Annotated in this window: 21 protein-coding genes and 1 pseudogene; 8 read left to right on the top strand and 14 right to left on the bottom strand. The window is 69.3% G+C overall.

All coding sequences use genetic code 11. From position 1 onward, the window contains the following. Positions 1 to 41: 41 nt before the first annotated feature. Positions 42 to 899, bottom strand: coding sequence for a DedA family protein (locus tag IG08_RS0111440; protein ID WP_030599683.1), 858 nt, complete (start codon positions 897 to 899; stop codon positions 42 to 44). Positions 900 to 1,032: 133 nt separating this feature from the next. Between IG08_RS0111440 and IG08_RS0111445 the strand changes: the two genes are divergently transcribed. Next, positions 1,033 to 1,398, top strand: a complete 366-nt coding sequence (locus IG08_RS0111445; RefSeq protein WP_030599686.1) for a YbjQ family protein — start codon at positions 1,033 to 1,035, stop codon at positions 1,396 to 1,398. Between the two features lie 15 nt (positions 1,399 to 1,413). On the opposite strand, the gene IG08_RS0111450 is transcribed toward IG08_RS0111445, so the two are convergent. Then, the gene (locus tag IG08_RS0111450) at positions 1,414 to 2,175 is read right to left on the bottom strand and encodes a MerR family transcriptional regulator (RefSeq protein WP_030599687.1); all 762 of its coding nucleotides are present in this window, start codon (positions 2,173 to 2,175) and stop codon (positions 1,414 to 1,416) included. A gap of 139 nt (positions 2,176 to 2,314) precedes the next feature. On the opposite strand from IG08_RS0111450, the pseudogene IG08_RS61250 reads away from it, so the two are divergent. Together IG08_RS61250 and gad are read left to right on the top strand one after the other, a co-directional pair. Beyond that, positions 2,315 to 2,584 (top strand): annotated as a pseudogene (locus IG08_RS61250) (ion channel protein); the annotation flags it as partial. Between the two features lie 25 nt (positions 2,585 to 2,609). Beyond that, a complete protein-coding gene (gad, locus tag IG08_RS0111460) occupies positions 2,610 to 4,022 on the top strand; it encodes a glutamate decarboxylase (RefSeq protein ID WP_030599689.1) in 1,413 nt (470 codons plus the stop codon). Positions 4,023 to 4,036: 14 nt separating this feature from the next. Here gad and IG08_RS0111465 read toward each other — a convergent pair whose 3' ends face one another. The 5 genes from IG08_RS0111465 to IG08_RS0111485 all read right to left on the bottom strand — a co-directional run bounded on the left by IG08_RS0111465 (position 4,037) and on the right by IG08_RS0111485 (position 8,317). After that, positions 4,037 to 5,182, bottom strand: a complete 1,146-nt coding sequence (locus IG08_RS0111465; RefSeq protein WP_052424620.1) for a WD40/YVTN/BNR-like repeat-containing protein — start codon at positions 5,180 to 5,182, stop codon at positions 4,037 to 4,039. 138 nt (positions 5,183 to 5,320) lie between these two features. Next, positions 5,321 to 6,067 carry an ABC transporter permease gene (locus IG08_RS0111470; protein ID WP_030599694.1) on the bottom strand — a complete coding sequence of 249 codons (747 nt, stop codon included), beginning with the start codon at positions 6,065 to 6,067 and terminating at the stop codon, positions 5,321 to 5,323. A gap of 14 nt (positions 6,068 to 6,081) precedes the next feature. Further along, the gene (locus IG08_RS0111475) at positions 6,082 to 7,038 is read right to left on the bottom strand and encodes a daunorubicin resistance protein DrrA family ABC transporter ATP-binding protein (protein WP_030599696.1); all 957 of its coding nucleotides are present in this window, start codon (positions 7,036 to 7,038) and stop codon (positions 6,082 to 6,084) included. 82 nt (positions 7,039 to 7,120) lie between these two features. Then, positions 7,121 to 7,762 carry a PadR family transcriptional regulator gene (locus tag IG08_RS0111480; protein ID WP_030599698.1) on the bottom strand — a complete coding sequence of 214 codons (642 nt, stop codon included), beginning with the start codon at positions 7,760 to 7,762 and terminating at the stop codon, positions 7,121 to 7,123. Between the two features lie 18 nt (positions 7,763 to 7,780). After that, positions 7,781 to 8,317: a DinB family protein gene (locus IG08_RS0111485; RefSeq protein ID WP_030599701.1), complete on the bottom strand. Its 537-nt coding sequence runs from the start codon at positions 8,315 to 8,317 to the stop codon at positions 7,781 to 7,783. 141 nt (positions 8,318 to 8,458) lie between these two features. Here IG08_RS0111485 and IG08_RS0111490 point away from each other — a divergent pair, with 141 nt between their 5' ends. Further along, positions 8,459 to 9,058: a hypothetical protein gene (locus tag IG08_RS0111490; protein WP_030599702.1), complete on the top strand. Its 600-nt coding sequence runs from the start codon at positions 8,459 to 8,461 to the stop codon at positions 9,056 to 9,058. Positions 9,059 to 9,074: 16 nt separating this feature from the next. On the opposite strand, the gene IG08_RS0111495 is transcribed toward IG08_RS0111490, so the two are convergent. Then, positions 9,075 to 10,535, bottom strand: a complete 1,461-nt coding sequence (locus tag IG08_RS0111495) for an aldehyde dehydrogenase family protein (protein WP_030599704.1) — start codon at positions 10,533 to 10,535, stop codon at positions 9,075 to 9,077. Between the two features lie 133 nt (positions 10,536 to 10,668). Continuing rightward, positions 10,669 to 11,493 carry a helix-turn-helix domain-containing protein gene (locus IG08_RS0111500; protein WP_052424627.1) on the bottom strand — a complete coding sequence of 275 codons (825 nt, stop codon included), beginning with the start codon at positions 11,491 to 11,493 and terminating at the stop codon, positions 10,669 to 10,671. Between the two features lie 349 nt (positions 11,494 to 11,842). Between IG08_RS0111500 and IG08_RS0111505 the strand changes: the two genes are divergently transcribed. Further along, positions 11,843 to 12,352, top strand: a complete 510-nt coding sequence (locus IG08_RS0111505) for an ATP-binding protein (RefSeq protein ID WP_078655548.1) — start codon at positions 11,843 to 11,845, stop codon at positions 12,350 to 12,352. A gap of 92 nt (positions 12,353 to 12,444) precedes the next feature. Here the strand turns inward: IG08_RS0111505 and IG08_RS0111510 are convergent, their stop codons facing one another. The 5 genes from IG08_RS0111510 to rpmG form a co-directional block, all read right to left on the bottom strand. Then, on the bottom strand, positions 12,445 to 12,687 hold the full coding sequence (locus tag IG08_RS0111510; RefSeq protein ID WP_030599710.1) for a DUF397 domain-containing protein: 243 nt from the start codon (positions 12,685 to 12,687) through the stop codon (positions 12,445 to 12,447). A gap of 251 nt (positions 12,688 to 12,938) precedes the next feature. Further along, positions 12,939 to 13,172 carry a 30S ribosomal protein S18 gene (rpsR, locus tag IG08_RS0111515; protein ID WP_030599711.1) on the bottom strand — a complete coding sequence of 78 codons (234 nt, stop codon included), beginning with the start codon at positions 13,170 to 13,172 and terminating at the stop codon, positions 12,939 to 12,941. Between the two features lie 7 nt (positions 13,173 to 13,179). Then, positions 13,180 to 14,331, bottom strand: a complete 1,152-nt coding sequence (locus IG08_RS0111520) for a CobW family GTP-binding protein (RefSeq protein ID WP_030599712.1) — start codon at positions 14,329 to 14,331, stop codon at positions 13,180 to 13,182. Between the two features lie 4 nt (positions 14,332 to 14,335). Beyond that, the gene (locus IG08_RS0111525; RefSeq protein WP_030599715.1) at positions 14,336 to 14,581 is read right to left on the bottom strand and encodes a type B 50S ribosomal protein L31; all 246 of its coding nucleotides are present in this window, start codon (positions 14,579 to 14,581) and stop codon (positions 14,336 to 14,338) included. Positions 14,582 to 14,589: 8 nt separating this feature from the next. Then, complete coding sequence (gene rpmG, locus IG08_RS0111530) at positions 14,590 to 14,754, bottom strand: 50S ribosomal protein L33 (protein ID WP_030599717.1); 165 nt, start codon at positions 14,752 to 14,754, stop codon at positions 14,590 to 14,592. A gap of 62 nt (positions 14,755 to 14,816) precedes the next feature. Between rpmG and rpmB the strand changes: the two genes are divergently transcribed. From rpmB to IG08_RS0111545, 3 genes are all read left to right on the top strand, one after another. Then, positions 14,817 to 15,053, top strand: a complete 237-nt coding sequence (rpmB, locus tag IG08_RS0111535; protein WP_030599719.1) for a 50S ribosomal protein L28 — start codon at positions 14,817 to 14,819, stop codon at positions 15,051 to 15,053. Next, positions 15,053 to 15,358, top strand: coding sequence for a 30S ribosomal protein S14 (gene rpsN, locus IG08_RS0111540; protein WP_030599722.1), 306 nt, complete (start codon positions 15,053 to 15,055; stop codon positions 15,356 to 15,358). The genes rpmB and rpsN overlap by 1 nt, the downstream gene beginning before the upstream one ends. A gap of 68 nt (positions 15,359 to 15,426) precedes the next feature. Then, positions 15,427 to 15,972, top strand: coding sequence for a hypothetical protein (locus IG08_RS0111545; RefSeq protein ID WP_030599724.1), 546 nt, complete (start codon positions 15,427 to 15,429; stop codon positions 15,970 to 15,972). The last annotated feature ends 73 nt before the right edge of the window (positions 15,973 to 16,045 follow it).

The raw sequence follows: 16,045 nt of genomic DNA on the forward strand, positions 1-16,045 counted from the left end.
TGTGGCTTGTCGCGCCGTTCCCCGCGCCCCTGGGGGTGCTTCTAGTAACCCTCGTTGTAGGGGTACTGCTGGTTGCTCTGCTGCTGGCCGTACGGCTGCTGGTTGTAGCCCTGGGGGTACTGCTGGGCGTAGGGCTGGTCGTAGCCGTACTGCTGCTGGCCCTGGTCGTTCTGGTTGCCGTAGGGCTGCTGGTCGTCGTTGGACGGGATGCGGCGGAGTTGGGTCGTCGCGTCGTCCATGGCCTGGTGCTGGGCGGGGGCCGGGGCAGCGGCTGCCGCTCGCTTCTTCTTGGAGCGCTCGCGGAGGTACTCGATGATGATCGGGACGACCGAGACGAAGACGATCAGGACGAGGATCGCCTCGACGTTCTTGTGGATGATGTCGATCTGGCCGAGCCAGTAGCCGGCGAGGGTGACGCCGGTGCCCCAGGCCACGCCGCCGATGACGTTGTACGTGAGGAAGGTGCGGTACTTCATGCGGCCGGCGCCGGCCACGATGGGGGCGAAGGTGCGCACGATCGGCACGAAGCGGGCCAGCACGATGGCCTTGGGGCCGTACTTCTCCATGAACTCGTGGGCCTTCTCCAGGTTCTCCTGCTTGAAGAGTTTGGAGTTGGGCCGGTTGAAGAGCTTCGGGCCGAAGAACTTGCCGATCATGTAGCCGACCTGGTCACCGATGACGGCGGCCAGCACGATCAGGGTGCAGACCAGCCACAGGGGCTGGCTGATGTACTGCCCCTGGGCCACGAAGAGGCCCGCCGTGAACAGCAGCGAGTCGCCGGGCAGGAACGCGAAGAGACCCGACTCGGCGAAGACGATCAGCAGGATGCCCGGCAGACTGAAGGTTTCGATCAGATAGTCAGGGCTGAGCCACTCGGGGGCGAGCGCGAGCGTGATCACGGGATTGTGGCTCCTGCTGGTGGGGTACGGGCTGGGGCTGGCTGTCCAAAAGTATCAACGCAGCCGTCATGGCCCAGGTTCCATGCGGCCTCCCAGGATGCACTGTGGCCCGCCTGGGACAAAGCTGTGAGCCATGGGTATTGACGAATACGGCGGTGGACAGGAACCCCAGCCCGAGGTGCTGGTGGTGACCACGAACGATGCGCCCGGCTACCGGGTGCAGGAGGTGCTGGGCGAGGTGTTCGGGCTGACCGTGCGGTCCCGGCACCTCGGCAGCCAGATCGGCGCCGGGCTGAAGTCGATGATCGGCGGCGAACTCAAGGGGCTCACCAAGACGCTCGTGCAGACCAGGAACCAGGCCATGGAACGGCTGGTGGAGCAGGCACGCGCGCGTGGGGCGAACGGTGTGCTGATGTTCCGCTTCGACGTGACCGAGGCGGCGGACGTCGGCACCGAGGTGTGTGCGTACGGCACGGCGGTGGTCCTGACCCGGGAGTAGGCCCGGGTCAGGACATCAGGAGGAGTGGCGGGCCGCGTTCGCCCTGATCGCGTCCCTGAGGTGCTCGGCGAGGCCCGTCCGCAGGGAGTCGTAGAACGCCTTGAAGCGCTCGTCGGCGACGTACATGTCGGCGAGCCCGCAGTGGATCTCGTACGTGCATTCGTAGAACCACTTGGTGATGTGCTGCCGGTGTTCCTCGGCCATGTCCATGGCCGCCTCGCCGGTCGGTGGTGCACCGGCAGCCATCAGGGCGTCGTAGCGCTCGCTCCAGGCGTTGACCTCGGCCTGCATGCGTTTCCAGTCGTCCTTGGTGTAGCGGGCGGCGCGGCGCTGCGACTCGGCGTAGGTCTCGGTGCCGCCCCAGCGCTGCTCGGCCTCCTCGGCGTACTGCTCGGGATCCTTGTCGCCGAAGACCTCGAACTTGTCCTCCGGCGTGAGATTGATGCCCATCTTGCGTGCCTCCATGGCGTGCTCCACGGCCGCCGCCATCTTCTGCAGCTTCTCGATCCGGGCGGTCAGCAGTTCGTGCTGGCGGCGCAGGTGCGCGCGCGGGTCCGCTACCGGGTCGTCGAGCAGGGCGGCGACCTCGTCGAGCGGGAAGCCGAGCTCTCGGTAGAACAGGATCTGCTGCAGCCGGTCGAGGTCGGCGTCGCTGTAGCGCCGGTGGCCCGCGTGGCTGCGCTCGCTCGGGGCGAGCAGGCCGATGTCGTCGTAGTGGTGCAGGGTGCGCACCGTGACTCCGGCGAAGCCGGCGACCTGTCCCACGGAGTAGCTCACTTCTTCCGCTCCCTTCTCGGTACGTCCACCACGCTGAGGCCTCACGCCACGTGAGGTGCAAGCCCGGATCCCCAGGAGGGCACTCCGGGTGTCGCGCCGGTTTTGTCCGCTTATCGTGAGCCCGTGGCCCAGGACACCGATCTTCCCCGCCATGTCCGTCGGCGCCGCCCTCGGGCTGTGCGCTCATGTCCTCGTGCCCGCCGTCCACCCGGCGCTCGGTGTCGCCGCGGGTGTGCTGGGCATGCTCCTCGCCATCACCCGGCAGGGCTGGGTGAGTCTGTTCACCGCGGCCGTCCTGGTGTCCTCGCCCGCGATCCTCGCGCTGCTGCGCATCGCCTTCCTGCCGGCCTGGCTGCTGGTGACGGGGCGGCCGCAGATGCAGTTGCGCGAGGACGGAAGCCCGGTTCGCCGACCCCCCTTTCAGGAGAATGACCATGCCGCTTCACAAAGGCCCCGAGAAGCCCGACGAGCGTCCCCTGTCCGTCAACCCCTTCTACGGCGAGGCGAATCCGGTCGGGGGCATGACCGAGGCCCCGCCCAAACACCGGCTGCCGGACACTCCGCTGCCGCCGACGACGGCGTACCAGCTCGTGCACGACGAGCTGATGCTGGACGGCAACTCGCGGCTGAACCTCGCCACCTTCGTCACCACCTGGATGGAGCCGCAGGCCGGGGTCCTGATGGGCGAGTGCCGGGACAAGAACATGATCGACAAGGACGAGTACCCGCGCACCGCCGAACTGGAGCGGCGCTGTGTGGCGATGCTCGCCGATCTGTGGAACGCGCCCGATCCTTCGGCGGCCGTGGGCTGTTCGACGACCGGGTCCAGCGAGGCGTGCATGCTCGCCGGCATGGCACTCAAGCGGCGGTGGGCGCAGCGCAATGCCGACCGGTACCCGGCACGGGACGTCCGCCCCAACCTCGTCATGGGGGTCAACGTCCAGGTCTGCTGGGAGAAGTTCTGCAACTTCTGGGAGGTGGAGGCCCGTCTGGTCCCCATGGAGGGCGACCGCTTCCACCTCGATCCGCAGGCCGCCGCCGAACTGTGCGACGAGAACACGATCGGGGTCGTGGGCATCCTCGGCTCCACCTTCGACGGGTCCTACGAGCCGATCGCGGATCTGTGTTCCGCCCTCGACGCGCTCCAGGAACGGACCGGCCTCGACATCCCCGTGCACGTCGACGGGGCGTCCGGCGCCATGGTCGCGCCCTTCCTCGACGAGGACCTGGTGTGGGACTTCCGGCTGCCCAGGGTCGCCTCCATCAACACTTCGGGGCACAAGTACGGGCTCGTCTACCCCGGTGTCGGCTGGGCGCTGTGGCGCGACAAGGAGTCCCTCCCCGAGGAACTCGTCTTCCGCGTCAACTACCTGGGCGGCGACATGCCGACCTTCGCCCTCAACTTCTCCCGGCCGGGAGCCCAGGTCGTCGCGCAGTACTACACCTTTCTGCGGCTGGGCCGCGAGGGCTACCGGGCCGTGCAGCAGACCACGCGGGACGTGGCCCGGAGCGTCGCCGACCGGGTGGAGGCGCTCGGCGACTTCCGGCTGCTGACCCGGGGCGACGAGCTGCCGGTGTTCGCGTTCACGACGGCGCCGGGTGTCGAGTCGTACGACGTCTTCGACGTCTCCCGGCGGCTGCGCGAGCGGGGCTGGCTGGTGCCCGCGTACACCTTCCCGCCGAACCGGGAGGACCTGTCCGTCCTGCGGGTGGTGTGCCGCAACGGCTTCTCGGCCGACCTCGCCGACCTGTTCGTGGAGGACCTGGAGCGGCTGCTGCCCGAACTGCGGCGTCAGCCAAGGCCGTCGACCCGGGACAAGGGAGCGGCGACCGGGTTCCACCACTGAGCAGGCTCGCCCCGTCAGGTTCCGTCGCCCAGCTCGAACGGCCTCCAGTGGACTCCGTCGGCGGATATGCGCCAACTCCAGCTGTTGAAGCTGCTCCCCCACAGATGGCCTAGCGGGGTCAAGGTCACCGAGCCCGCCGGGCCACGGGCGTCCGAGGCGGGCCGGAAGGAGCGGCCGCCGTCGGTGCTGCGCCAGGCGCCGGCCTCGCCGTGGACCGTCAGGCTGCCGTCGGCGGCGGCCACCGGGGTGCCGAGCGTCGAGCGCGGTTCCACTCCCTTGCGGTGTTTCCAGACCCGCTCCCAGGTGTGGCCGCCGTCGGTGCTGCGGTGGAGAGTGAGCAGGCCGTTCTTCACGTCGTCCTCGTCCGGCAGTTGGCCCCGTTGGACCGCGTACAGCACCTTGCCGGTGCCGGTCACCTGCAGGGACCATCCGTGCCGCTCGAGCCCCTTCGGCCGGGAGATCCGCCAGCTGCGCCCCCGGTCCTCACTGACGGCGAGAGCGGGGCGGCCGGAGTCCGGGGCACGGCCGGCGGCGAAGAGCACCTTGTCCGCGGTCTCCCCCGCCGGGCGCACCTCCCCCTCCAACGGAGGCGGGGTCGCCAGGACCCGGAACTCCCCCGTGTCGGGCAGGGCCGCGAGGAGGCGCGACCGTGCGCACCCGTTCCGCTCCTGGTCCACCCGCACGCAGTCCTCGACCAGGGCCCCGCCCTCGGGCACGACCGGAGTCGAGCCCGAGGGCCCGGTGGAGCCCTGGCGCCAGCTGCGGCCGCCGTTGTCCGTGAACCAAGTCCGCTCCGGGGGCGGCCACTTGCCGTCGGTGATCAGCGCACGCCCGGGCCCGAGCACGATGAGCCCCGCGGTGACCCCGGAGCCGTCCGTCGTGTCCGGCACCGGGGAACGCCCGAGGCGCCAGGCACCCGCGCCCTTGTCGAGCACGGCGACGTGGTGCCGGCAGACCGACCTTCCGCACGACCCGAGCAGCGCGAACCCGCTGCCGTCCGAGGCGAATCCGACGTCGGCTGCGAAACCGGGGAGGTCCGGGGCCGACGGGATCCGGGGAGGCGGCGCCCCTGATGGTGTGGTCCCGCGCGCGGCCGTATCCCTCTTCGCCTCGGCGCAGCCCGCCACCAGCAACGCCAGGACAACCAGCACGGCGGCCACTACCGCTCTGCTCCTGACCCACCCCATGGGAACCCCCGATCCGCCCGGCCGCGATGCACTGTCATTCCTGGTACACCGCTCGCCGGGCCGGGGTTCCCACTTCCTCTCAGTGAATCGATTCCCAGCGAATCCGCCGCCCTACTTGTCGAGCGCCCCGAACTTCCGCACCGCCAACGGAAAGAACACCGCCAGCAGCACCATCGGCCACACCACCGCGGCCCAGGCGTGCCCCGCCTCGCCGCCCGGTCCGCCGAAGAGATCCCGGACCGCCGTGGCGGTGTGGGACATCGGGTTCCACTCGACGACCGTGCCCAGCCAGCCGGGCATGGAGTCGGGCGTGGCGAAGGCGTTGGACAGGAACCCGACCGGCCAGACCAGGATCTGTACGGCCTGCACCATCTCGGGCTTCCCGGCGACCATCGCCAGATAGATGCCGATCCACAGCATGGCGAAGCGGAACAGCAACAGCAGGCCGACGGCGCCCAGGAACCCGGCGACCCCGCCGTGCGCCCGCCACCCGATCGCGAACGCCACCCCGATCAGTACGACCAGCCCCAGCACCGACTGGAGCATGTCCGCGGCCGAACGGCCCACCAGCACCGCCCCGTTGGCCATCGGCATGGAGCGGAAGCGGTCGATCACACCCTTGTTGATGTCCTGGGTGACCGCCACCATGGTCCCCTCAAGCCCGAAGGCCATGGTGAGCGCGAACATGCCCGGGACCAGGTAGTCGACGTAGTCGCCCTGGACTCCCTGTCCGCCGCCCACCAGGTAGCCGAACATCAGCAGGAGCATCACGGGGAAGACCAGGCCGACGACGACCTGCACGGGCTGCCGCGCCCAGTGGGCGAGTTCGCGCCGGGTCATGGTCCAGCAGTCGGTCATCGCGTACGACGTACTCACACGGCCTCCCTCACATGGCGGTCCCTCTCCGTGAGGTGCAGGAACACCTCGTCCAGCGTCGGCCGCCGCAACGCCACGTCCTCCGCCTCGATCCCGGCCTCCTCCAGGGCCCGTACGACCCCGGAGAGCGCCGCCATCCGGTCGGCGACCGGGGCACTGAGCAGCCGACGGTCGGTGTCCACGGAGACCTCCGACGCGGCGAGCGGCAACAGGGCCACCGCCGCGCCCAGTTGACCCGCGTCCCGCAGGACCACGTCGATGCGGTCGCCGCCCGTCATCGCCTTCAGCTCGTCCGCCGTGCCGTCGGCGATGACCCGGCCGGCGTCGACGACCGAGATGCGGTCGGCGAGCTGGTCGGCCTCCTCCAGGTACTGGGTGGTCAGCAGGACCGTCGTACCGCCGCCGACCAGGGAGCGGACCGCGGCCCACACCTCGGCGCGGCCGCGCGGGTCGAGGCCGGTCGTCGGTTCGTCCAGGAAGAGCACCTCCGGCTCGGTGATGAGCGAGGCGGCCAGGTCCAGGCGGCGGCGCATGCCTCCGCTGTAGGCGCGGACGGGCTTGCGGCCGGTGTCGGTGAGGCCGAAGCGCTCCAGGAGTTCGTCGGCGCGCACGCGCGCGTGGCGGGCGCCCAGGTGGTACAGACGGCCGAACATCTCCAGGTTCTGACGGCCGCCGAGCTCCTCGTCGAGGGCCGCGTGCTGGCCGAGGAGGCCGATGCGGAGGCGGACGTCGTACGCCGCACGCACCACGTCGTGGCCCACCACCTCGATCCGGCCCGCGTCGGGCCGCAGCAACGTGGACAGGATCCGGATCAGGGTCGTCTTGCCCGCACCGTTGGGCCCGAGCACTCCGTGCACTGTTCCCCGCACGACCGTCAGGTCGAGTCCGTCCAGTGCCTTCTTGTCGCCGTACTTCTTGTGTGCGCCTTCGACGGTGATCGCCGTGTCGGCCACTGCCACCCACTCCCCTTACCCTGCTAGTCAAACTTGACTATAGATTCAAAGTAACGCGACGGGCCACGCTCGTCAAACTTGATTAGCGGGCGTCCTCCGGATGCCGCTCCCCCGTCGCGTACGGGTTCTCCTGGTCGTCCGCCAGTACGCCGACGAACCGCTCACCCTCCCCGGCGAAGGTGTAGGCGCCGCCCTCGATGCGGGCGATCAGCCCCTGGGTCCACTCGGCCTCGGCGTCGGCCGTGTGGATCCAGAGGTTCATGATCTCGCCGATGTGGCCGAGCTGTTCGGGGCCGTCCTCGGGCACGTAGTGCTCGGTGACGGAGGAGCGCCACGCCTCGATCCCGCGGATCCGCTGCTTCAGGAGCGCCACGGCCTCGGCGCGCGGCAGCTCGACGATGAAGCCGATGGCCGCCGACTTGACGTCCATCTTCTGGTCGTACGAGGTCAGCGCCTCGCGCACCAGCCTGAAGCACTCCTCGGTGCCGGCCTCCGTGATCTCGTACTCCGTGCGCGGCGGGCCGCCCGCGGTGGACGGCGCGATCTCGTGCGCGATCAGCAGGCCCTGCTTGGCCATCTGCTTCAGGGCGTGGTAGATCGAGCCGGGCTTGGCGTTGGACCACTCGTGCGCGCCCCAGTACTCCAGGTCGTTGCGCACCTGGTAGCCGTGGGCCCGCCCGTGCTGGCGGACCGCGCCGAGCACGAGGAGACGGATCGCTGACATGCGGTCCAGGTTATGGCCTCACCTTTCGGCGAGCTCCACCAGCTCGAAGGCCGTCCTTCCGTCCAGGGACTCCCGGATGATGTCGGCGTGGCCGGCGTGCCGGGCCGTCTCGCGGATCAGGTGGAGGGCCAGCCAGCGCACGGAGACCGCCTCGTCCGGCGGGAACCAGGGTTCGTTCGGCAGCGGGAAGGTGTCGTCCAGGCTGGGCACCGAGCGGATGTACGCCTCCGTCTCCGCGGCGACCTTCTCCCAGTACGCGAGCTGCGACTCGACCGTCTCGCCGCCCGCCAACCGGAAACACTCGTGCCAGTTCGTCTCGTCCCGCTTGATCGCCGGCGGCTCGCCCTTGGCCCGCGCGATCCAGCCCTGCTCGACCTCGGCGACATGCTTGAGCAGTCCCGCCAGGGACAGTTCGCTGGCGCTCGGCCTGCCGGCGGCCTGCTCCTCCGTCAGCCCGAACAGCGCCCGCCGGATGCCGCCGCGCTGTTCCGCGAGGAAGGAGAGCAGTGCGCCGCGCTCGTCGCCGTACGCCTCGGCTCGCACATGAGTGACCATGACCGGCTGCCTTTCGTCGGGATCGGGGCCTGGGGAGGCCTCCTGACACCGACGAAATTACGGGCCCTTTAGGTCAGCTTCTGTCCGCGTTGGGGAGGAACCGAGGAGGATCATGGCGGCGGACCGTCAGGGGAGGACGCGGTGGGCAAGGGATCGAAGAAGCGGCGGCATCCACGCAAGAAGAAGCCGGGCAAGGGTCCGGCGCAGCCGAGGCGGCCGCTGAATCCTGTTCCCCGGGCCGCCGACTCGCCGTCGCCCCTGAAGACCGCGCTCTCCGTGGGGTTCTTCGTCCTGGTCCTCGGTCTGGTGCCGTTCCTCTACAGCGACTACATGCTGGCCGGAGCCCTCGGCCTGGTGGGACACCCCGCCGTCTTCACCGCCACGAGCTGCGCGATGACCGGGACCGGCAAGGACCGTCACATCGCCTGCGGCGGGAACCTGGCCGCCGCGCACCGGCCGCCGCGGTACGCCTCCATCGACGCGCAGGTGCCGCTGAACAGGGCGACGCCCGTCCAGGCGCTCCCCACCGGCTCACTGGAGACCGTCGGCCCGGCCGCGGTCTCCGGCTGGTCGACCCTCGGCATGGGCGGCATCACCGTGCTGACCGCCGGCGCGCTCGCCGCGTTCCGCAAGCGGCTGAAGCCGCCGGCCCGCCGCACCGGGTTCCGGGTGCTTCTCGTTCCGGGTTCCCTGACGCTGGCGGGCCTGGTCGTCTACGTCGTCGTCAGGGCCGTCATGTGACGGCCCCGACCGGCCCTCAGAACGGGAACCCGCTCCGCCCGTGCTGCACCGAGATCCACTTCGTCGTCGTGAACGAGTCCAGCATGGTGTCACCGTTGAGACGGCCGATGCCGGAGTGCTTCTCGCCGCCGAAGGGGACGATCGGCTCGTCGTGGACGGTGCCGTCGTTCACGTGGAACATGCCGGTGTCGATCTGCTTGGCGAAGTTCACGCCCCGCTCGATGTTCTCCGTGTGGACGGCGCCGCTCAGGCCGTACGGAGTGTCGTTGACGAGGCGTACGGCCTCCTCCTCGCCGTCGAACGGGATGAGGAAGGCGACCGGGCCGAAGATCTCCTGCCGGAGGAGAGCCGAGTCGGCGGGGACGTCCGTCAGGACCGACGGCTCGACCAGGTTGTCCGTGGTCGTGCCGTGCACCAGCGCCGTCGCGCCCTCGGCGATCGCCTGCTCGACGGCGCTCGAAATGGCGTCCGCCTGGGAGGAGTTGATGACCGGGCCGATGACGGTCGCGGGGTCGCGCGGGTCGCCGGCCTTGAGGCCCTTCACCTTGGCGACGAACTTCTCGGTGAACTCGTCCGCGATCGTACGGTCGACCAGGACGCGGTTGGCGGCCATGCAGACCTGGCCCTGGTGGACGTAGCGGCTGAAGACCGCCGCGTCGACCGCGTAGTCGATGTCGGCGTCGTCGAGGACCACGATCGCGCTGTTGCCGCCGAGTTCGAGGATCGAGCGCTTGAAGTTCGAGGCGCAGACGGTGGCGACGTGGCGGCCGACCTTGTCCGAGCCGGTGAAGGAGATGACCTTCGGGACCGGGTGCTCGATGAACGCGTCGCCGATCTCCGCGATGTCGGTGATCACGACGTTCAGCAGACCGGCCGGCAGACCCGCGTCCTCGAAGATCTTCGCGACCAGGGAGCCGCCCACGATCGGCGTGTTCTGGTGCGGCTTGAGGACGACGGCGTTGCCGAGGGCCAGCGCCGGGGCGACCGACTTGATCGACAGGAGGAAGGGGAAGTTGAAGGGGCTGATCACGCCCACGACGCCGACCGGGACGCGGTAGACGCGGTTCTCCTTGCCGTCGATCGGCGAGGGGATGATCCGGCCCTCGGGGCGCAGCGACAGGTGGATCGCCTCGCGCAGGAACTCCTTGGCGAGGTGAAGTTCGAAGCCGGCCTTCAGACGCGTGCCGCCGAGCTCCGCGATGATCGCCTCGGCGATCTCGCCCTCGCGCTCCTCGATCAGCCGCAGGGCCTTCTCGAAGACACCGCGGCGGGCGTACGGGTTGGTCGCGGCCCATTCCTTCTGGGCGCGGGCCGCTGCCCGGTACGCCTCATCGACCTCGTCGACCGTGGCTATCGTGATCGACGCCAGCTTCTCGTCGTCGTACGGATTGAAGTCGATGATGTCCCAGGAGCCTGTCCCCGGGCGCCACTCACCGTCGATGAACTGCTGGGCAAGGTCGGTGAAGTAGGACGACATGTGATCCCCAAGTCACTAGCAGACACACGATCAACGTCACGGCCTGATCACACGTCATCGTACTTGCGTCTCAAGTGAGTTGGGGACTGAGCGCAATCTTCTGGGGAGAACTTCAGGAGAGTTGGAGGAGATCCTAGGAGAGCTGGAGGAGACCCCGTAGAAGATCGCGGCTCTCGTCCGGGCCCGGGCTGTCCTGCTGGAGTTCCTTCAGCGCCTTCTCGTACTGGGCGACGTCCTCGTGCTTGTCGAGGTACAGCGCGCTGGTGAGCTGTTCCAGGTAGACGACGTCGGTCAGGTCGGACTCGGAGAAGGACAGGAGCGTGAACGCGCCGCTCTCGCCGGAGTGGCCGCCGAAGCCGAACGGCATGATCTGCAGCCGTACGTTGGGACGTGCGGAGATCTCGATCAGGTGCTGGAGCTGGCCGCGCATCACCTCGCGGTCGCCGTACGGGCGGCGCAGCGCGGCCTCGTCGAGGACGATGTGAACCTCGGGGCCACCCACCTCGGTGAGGTACTTCTGCCGCTCCAGGCGCAGGGCCACCCGCTTCTCCACGTCGGCCGCGCTCGCGCCCTTCATGCCGCGCCGGACGACTGCACGTGCATACGCCTCGGTCTGCAACAGGCCGTGCACGAACTGCACTTCGTACGCGCGGATGAGCGAGGCGGCACCTTCCAGACCGACATAGGTCGGGAACCAGCTCGGCAGGACGTCCGAGTAACTGTGCCACCAGCCCGCCACGTTGGCCTCCCGCGCGAGGGAGAGCAGCGAGGCGCGCTCGGCCTCGTCCGTGATGCCGTACAGCGTCAGCAGATCCTCGACGTCCCTCGTCTTGAAGCTCACCCGGCCCAGTTCCATCCGGCTGATCTTCGACTCGGACGCGCGGATCGAGTAACCCGCCGCCTCGCGCGTGATCCCGCGTGCCTCACGCAGCCGCCTGAGTTGCGAGCCGAGCAGCATCCGCCGCACCACCGATCCGGGCTCTCCCGCGCTCACGTTCGCCGCCTCCCCAACCGTCTTCAGGGGCCGAAGTCTGCCACTAAAACACTCCGAGCAGTACTCGTCCGATTACAGAGATGGAAAGAAGTCAAAGTTTCTGGACAGACCAGAGACAGGAAGCGGGAAGGAAGTAGCAAGGAGAAGGAGAGAAGATGGTGGAAAAAATGCCCAACAAGCGGTACGGGAGGGTCCAATTCGGTCACGTGCACGTGCATCTGCACCTTGCATCTGCACCACTCATCCGAAACCATGGTCTCGCGCAACCGCTGCATCGCAACGCAACGACCGCGAATTCCCGGGAGTGCCTCGCATGGGGACGAATGGATCGACCATGCTCGAGCCGTTACGGCAGGGCCTTCCGCCGCTGGATCCCGCAGCCGTGTCCGACGCCGCCTCCTGCGCTCTCCCCGCCCGCTACGAAGCGGTGCGCGACGCACGGCAGTTCACCCGCAGAACGCTCGACCAGTGGGGCGACGGCGACCGTTTCGACGATGTCTGTCTGGTGGTCTCCGAACTCGTCACCAACGCCCTGCGGCACGCGCTGCCGGCGAGCACCCCGCGCACCCCGGAGCAGAACCCGCCCGTGCGGCTGCATCTGATGCGCTGGACCGAGCGACTGGTGTGCGCGGTGCGCGACCCCAGCAAGGACAGTCCGATCGCGCGCGATTCCGACGACTTCTCGGCGGAGTCCGGTCGCGGACTGTTCCTTGTCGACTCCTTCAGCGACAGCTGGGGGTGGCACCCGCTCGCGGGGACGCTGGGCGGGAAGGTCGTCTGGGCGCTGTTCCGGCTGCCGCAGCACCTGGAGTCCGCTGAGTGACGCGCCGCGGCGTTTTCTTGCGCCGCTGTTCTACGCGCGTTACGCAGTGCGAGGCCATGAACGCCCTCGGTCGCCCGACAGCGGACCGAGGGTCAGCCCGCTATCAGGTGATCGAACTCGCCGTCCTTGATGCCGAGGAGCATCGCCTCGATCTCCGCGCGCGTGTAGACGAGCGCGGGGCCGTCCGGGAAACGCGAGTTGCGGACGGCCACGCCGCCGTCGGGCAGCCGCGCGAACTCGACACAGGATCCCTGCGAGTTGCTGTGCCGGCTCTTCTGCCAGGCCACCCCGTTCAGCTCCGTGGCAGCCATGCCGTTGTACACGTCGTGGTCCACAGGTCTGCTCCCCGGTGGTGCGGTGGCTTTGGGGCCACTGATGCAGTGGTCAACTGGTCCGGATCATAGCTGTGTTCACGTGCGGATGCATGAGCAGATGCACGTGCACGCGGGGTGTTCCTGTGGTTACAGGTGTGACGTATGTGGCGCTGCATTCGTTCCAGCGTCTGCCCCGGAGCCCGCATCACATGCGAATGCCTCATGTACTAGGGAGAGACGCTTATTGCGGCCTTCGTGTTCCACCTTTCGCGTCAGCGACTGCTGTACGGCAGAAGTGCCATCTCCCGGGCGTTCTTGATCGCGCGGGACAGCTGGCGTTGCTGCTGGGCCGTCACCCGGGTGACACGGCGGCTGCGGATCTTGCCGCGGTCGGAGATGAACTTCCGCAGCAGGTCGGTGTCCTTGTAGTCGACGTAGGTGATGCCCGCCTGGTCCAGCGGGTTGGGGCGGTTCTTGGCGGGCTTGCGTTCGGGCTTGCGGGGCATGGCGGGGTCAGACCTCCAGGAGGGTGTCGAAGGCGGGCGGCAACTGCTTCCAGGCGTCGCGGCCGGCGGCGTATTCGGTGTCGGTCAACAGGCAGGACTCCAGCACGCGTTCGAGTCCGTCCCGGTCCAGGCCCGGTGACGTGAAGACGAGGTGCTGGCAGCAGTCGCCGTGTTCCGGGTGCCAGTCCATCGCGGCCGCGGCGCGGCGTACCGGAGGGACCATCTCCCAGGCGGCGTCCGGCAGGGCGGCGAGCCACGGGCCCGCGCTCTCCACGCACAGCGCACCGCCCGCCGCGTCCCAGTGCAGCAGCGTGTCCGGCTTGTCGGCGAGCCAGAACCGGCCCCGGCTGCGGGCGGCCGCGCAGGTGATGTCCTCCAGCGCCTCGTACAACCGCTCCGGATGGAAGGGGCGGCAGCGGTGCCAGACGAGGGTGGAGACGCCGTGCGCGTCGGCGTCCGCGGGGAGCAGGGCGCAGGCCGGGTGCTGGGCCGCGGCGGCCGCCTCCACGTCGAAGCCGGCGAGGGCGGCTTCGGCCAACAGGGGCTGTGCGCCCGCCAGGTCACCGTGGCCGATCAGGACCTGGCGGGCTGTCGGATGCAGCTGCGCGAGCAGCTCGCGGTCCTCGTCGTCGGCCTCCGCGGAGTCGACGACGGCGAGGACGGGGGCGTACTCCAGCTGGCGTGCGAACGTGTCGGCGATCGTCCGCTGGTCGGTGGCCGCGGCGGCGAGGCCGGCGTCGGCGAGGTCGTCGCCGTTGCCGAGGTACGGCAGGACGAGCGCCGCGTCGACGGCGGTGATCACGCCGGTGACGGTGAGCCCGCCGGCCGTGACCACCTCGGCCATGGCCTTCGGCTCGACCGAGTCCCACAGTTCGACGACCGCGAGGCGCGTGAGGCCGGTCCCGGCGAGCCGGCGCAGTTCCGGCACCAGGTCCTCCCTGAGCGCACAGCACGCGCAGTCGTTGACCAGGGGCGCCTCGCCCGCGGACAGGATGCCGGTGGCGTCGCGGATGGTCCGTACGACCGTGCCGGCCGCGGCCGTCACCAGGTCGTGGTGGAGTACGACACTGCCGGGCACGTCGGCGAGCAGCCGCTCGACGACCGTCTTGCGGGCGTCGGCGTGCAGCCCGCCGACGATCACGACGGAGAGATCGGGCACCGTACTAGGCCTTTCCGTACCGGCGTTCGAAGCGCTCCACGCGGCCGGCGGTGTCCAGGACGCGGGCCGTGCCCGTGTAGAAGGGGTGGCTGACGTCGGAGATCTCGACGTCGACGACCGGGTAGGTGTGGCCGTCCTCCCACTCGATCGTCCTGTCGCTGGACATGGTGGACCGGGTCAGGAAGGCGTAGTTCGCGGCGCGGTCGCGGAAGACGACGGGGCCGTAGTCCGGGTGGATTCCCTTGCGCATGGCGGTGTTCAGCGCTCCTCTCGGAAGTCGACGTGGCGGCGGACGACCGGGTCGAACTTGCGCAGGACCATGCGGTCCGGGTCGTTGCGGCGGTTCTTGCGGGTCACATAGGTAAAGCCGGTCCCGGCGGTGGACCGGAGCTTGATGACCGGGCGGAGTTCGTTGCGAGCCATGCTGGTATCTTACTGAAAATGAATTCCATTTACATCACCGCCCCGAGAGAGGTGCATCACCCGTGTCCGCCCACTGCATGCTGACCGGCGCCCAGCCCGGCTTCGGCAACCGCATCTCCCACTCCCACCGGCGCACTTCGCGCCGCTTCGACCCCAACATCCAGTCCAAGCGCTACTGGCTGCCGAGCGAGGGCCGGCACGTGCGGCTGCGGCTGAGCACGAAGGGGATCAAGACCGTCGACACGATCGGGGTCGAGGCGGCCGTGGCGCGGATCCGCGCTCGGGGGGTGCGGGTCTGATGGCGAAGAAGAGCAAGATCGCCAAGAACGAGCAGCGACAGGAGATCGTCGCGCGGTACGCCTCGCGACGGGCCGAGCTGAAGGAGATCATTCGTCGGCCGTCGTCCACGGACGCCGAACGGCTCGCCGCCCAGCGCGAGTTGACCAGGCAGCCGCGGGACGCCAGCGCCACGCGCGTGCGCAACCGGGACCAGGTGGACGGGCGGCCGCGCGGCTACTTCCGGGCCTTCGGGCTGTCCCGGGTGAACCTGCGGGGGCAGGCGCACGCCGGGTATCTGCCGGGCGTGCGCAAATCGTCCTGGTAGGTCTCATGGTGGGGGCTGATAGCTTGCTGCGGTCGGTTTGGCTGTCCGCTACAGCTTGGGAGCATCCAGTGACTTCGGCGATCTTCTCGCGCTCTGTGTCACGTCGGCGGGTACGGGCCGCGGCCGCTGCCGCGGGGCTGGCCGGCGTGCTCGCGCTCACCGCGTGCAGCGGTGACGGCGGCTCGGACGACGAGTCCTCCTCCAGCGCCGATCCCAGCGCGTCCGCCACCGCCTCCGCCGACACCGGTGGGGGCAGCGGTGGTTCGTCCTCCTCCTCGTCCGGCGACCTCGCCGGCAGCTGGTTCGCCACCACCGGCGGCAAGGCCGTCGTACTGATGATCAACGGCAGCAAGGCCGGGCTGTTCTCCACCGACGGGACCGTCTGCAGCGGCAGCGCGAGCGCCGAGACGATCAGCCTCAAGTGCAGGAACAGCACCGCGACCGGCAGCACCGCCGACAGCGACAAGGACCGGGCGTCCGGGAACGTCGAGTCGGTCGACAAGACCTCGCTCGAGGTGAACTGGGAGGACGGGCTCGGGACGGAGACGTACACCCGGTCCGAGAACGGCGGCACCTGGCCGAGCGGCCTGCCCACGGCGAGCCTGGGGTCGTGACGACGTAACAGGTCGGGCGGATGGTGGGGCGAAACCGTGGGGCGGGCAACCGTCACACGGTTTCGTGCGTGAT

Source organism: Streptomyces fulvoviolaceus, assembly GCF_000718165.1.
Lineage (GTDB): Bacteria > Actinomycetota > Actinomycetes > Streptomycetales > Streptomycetaceae > Streptomyces > Streptomyces fulvoviolaceus.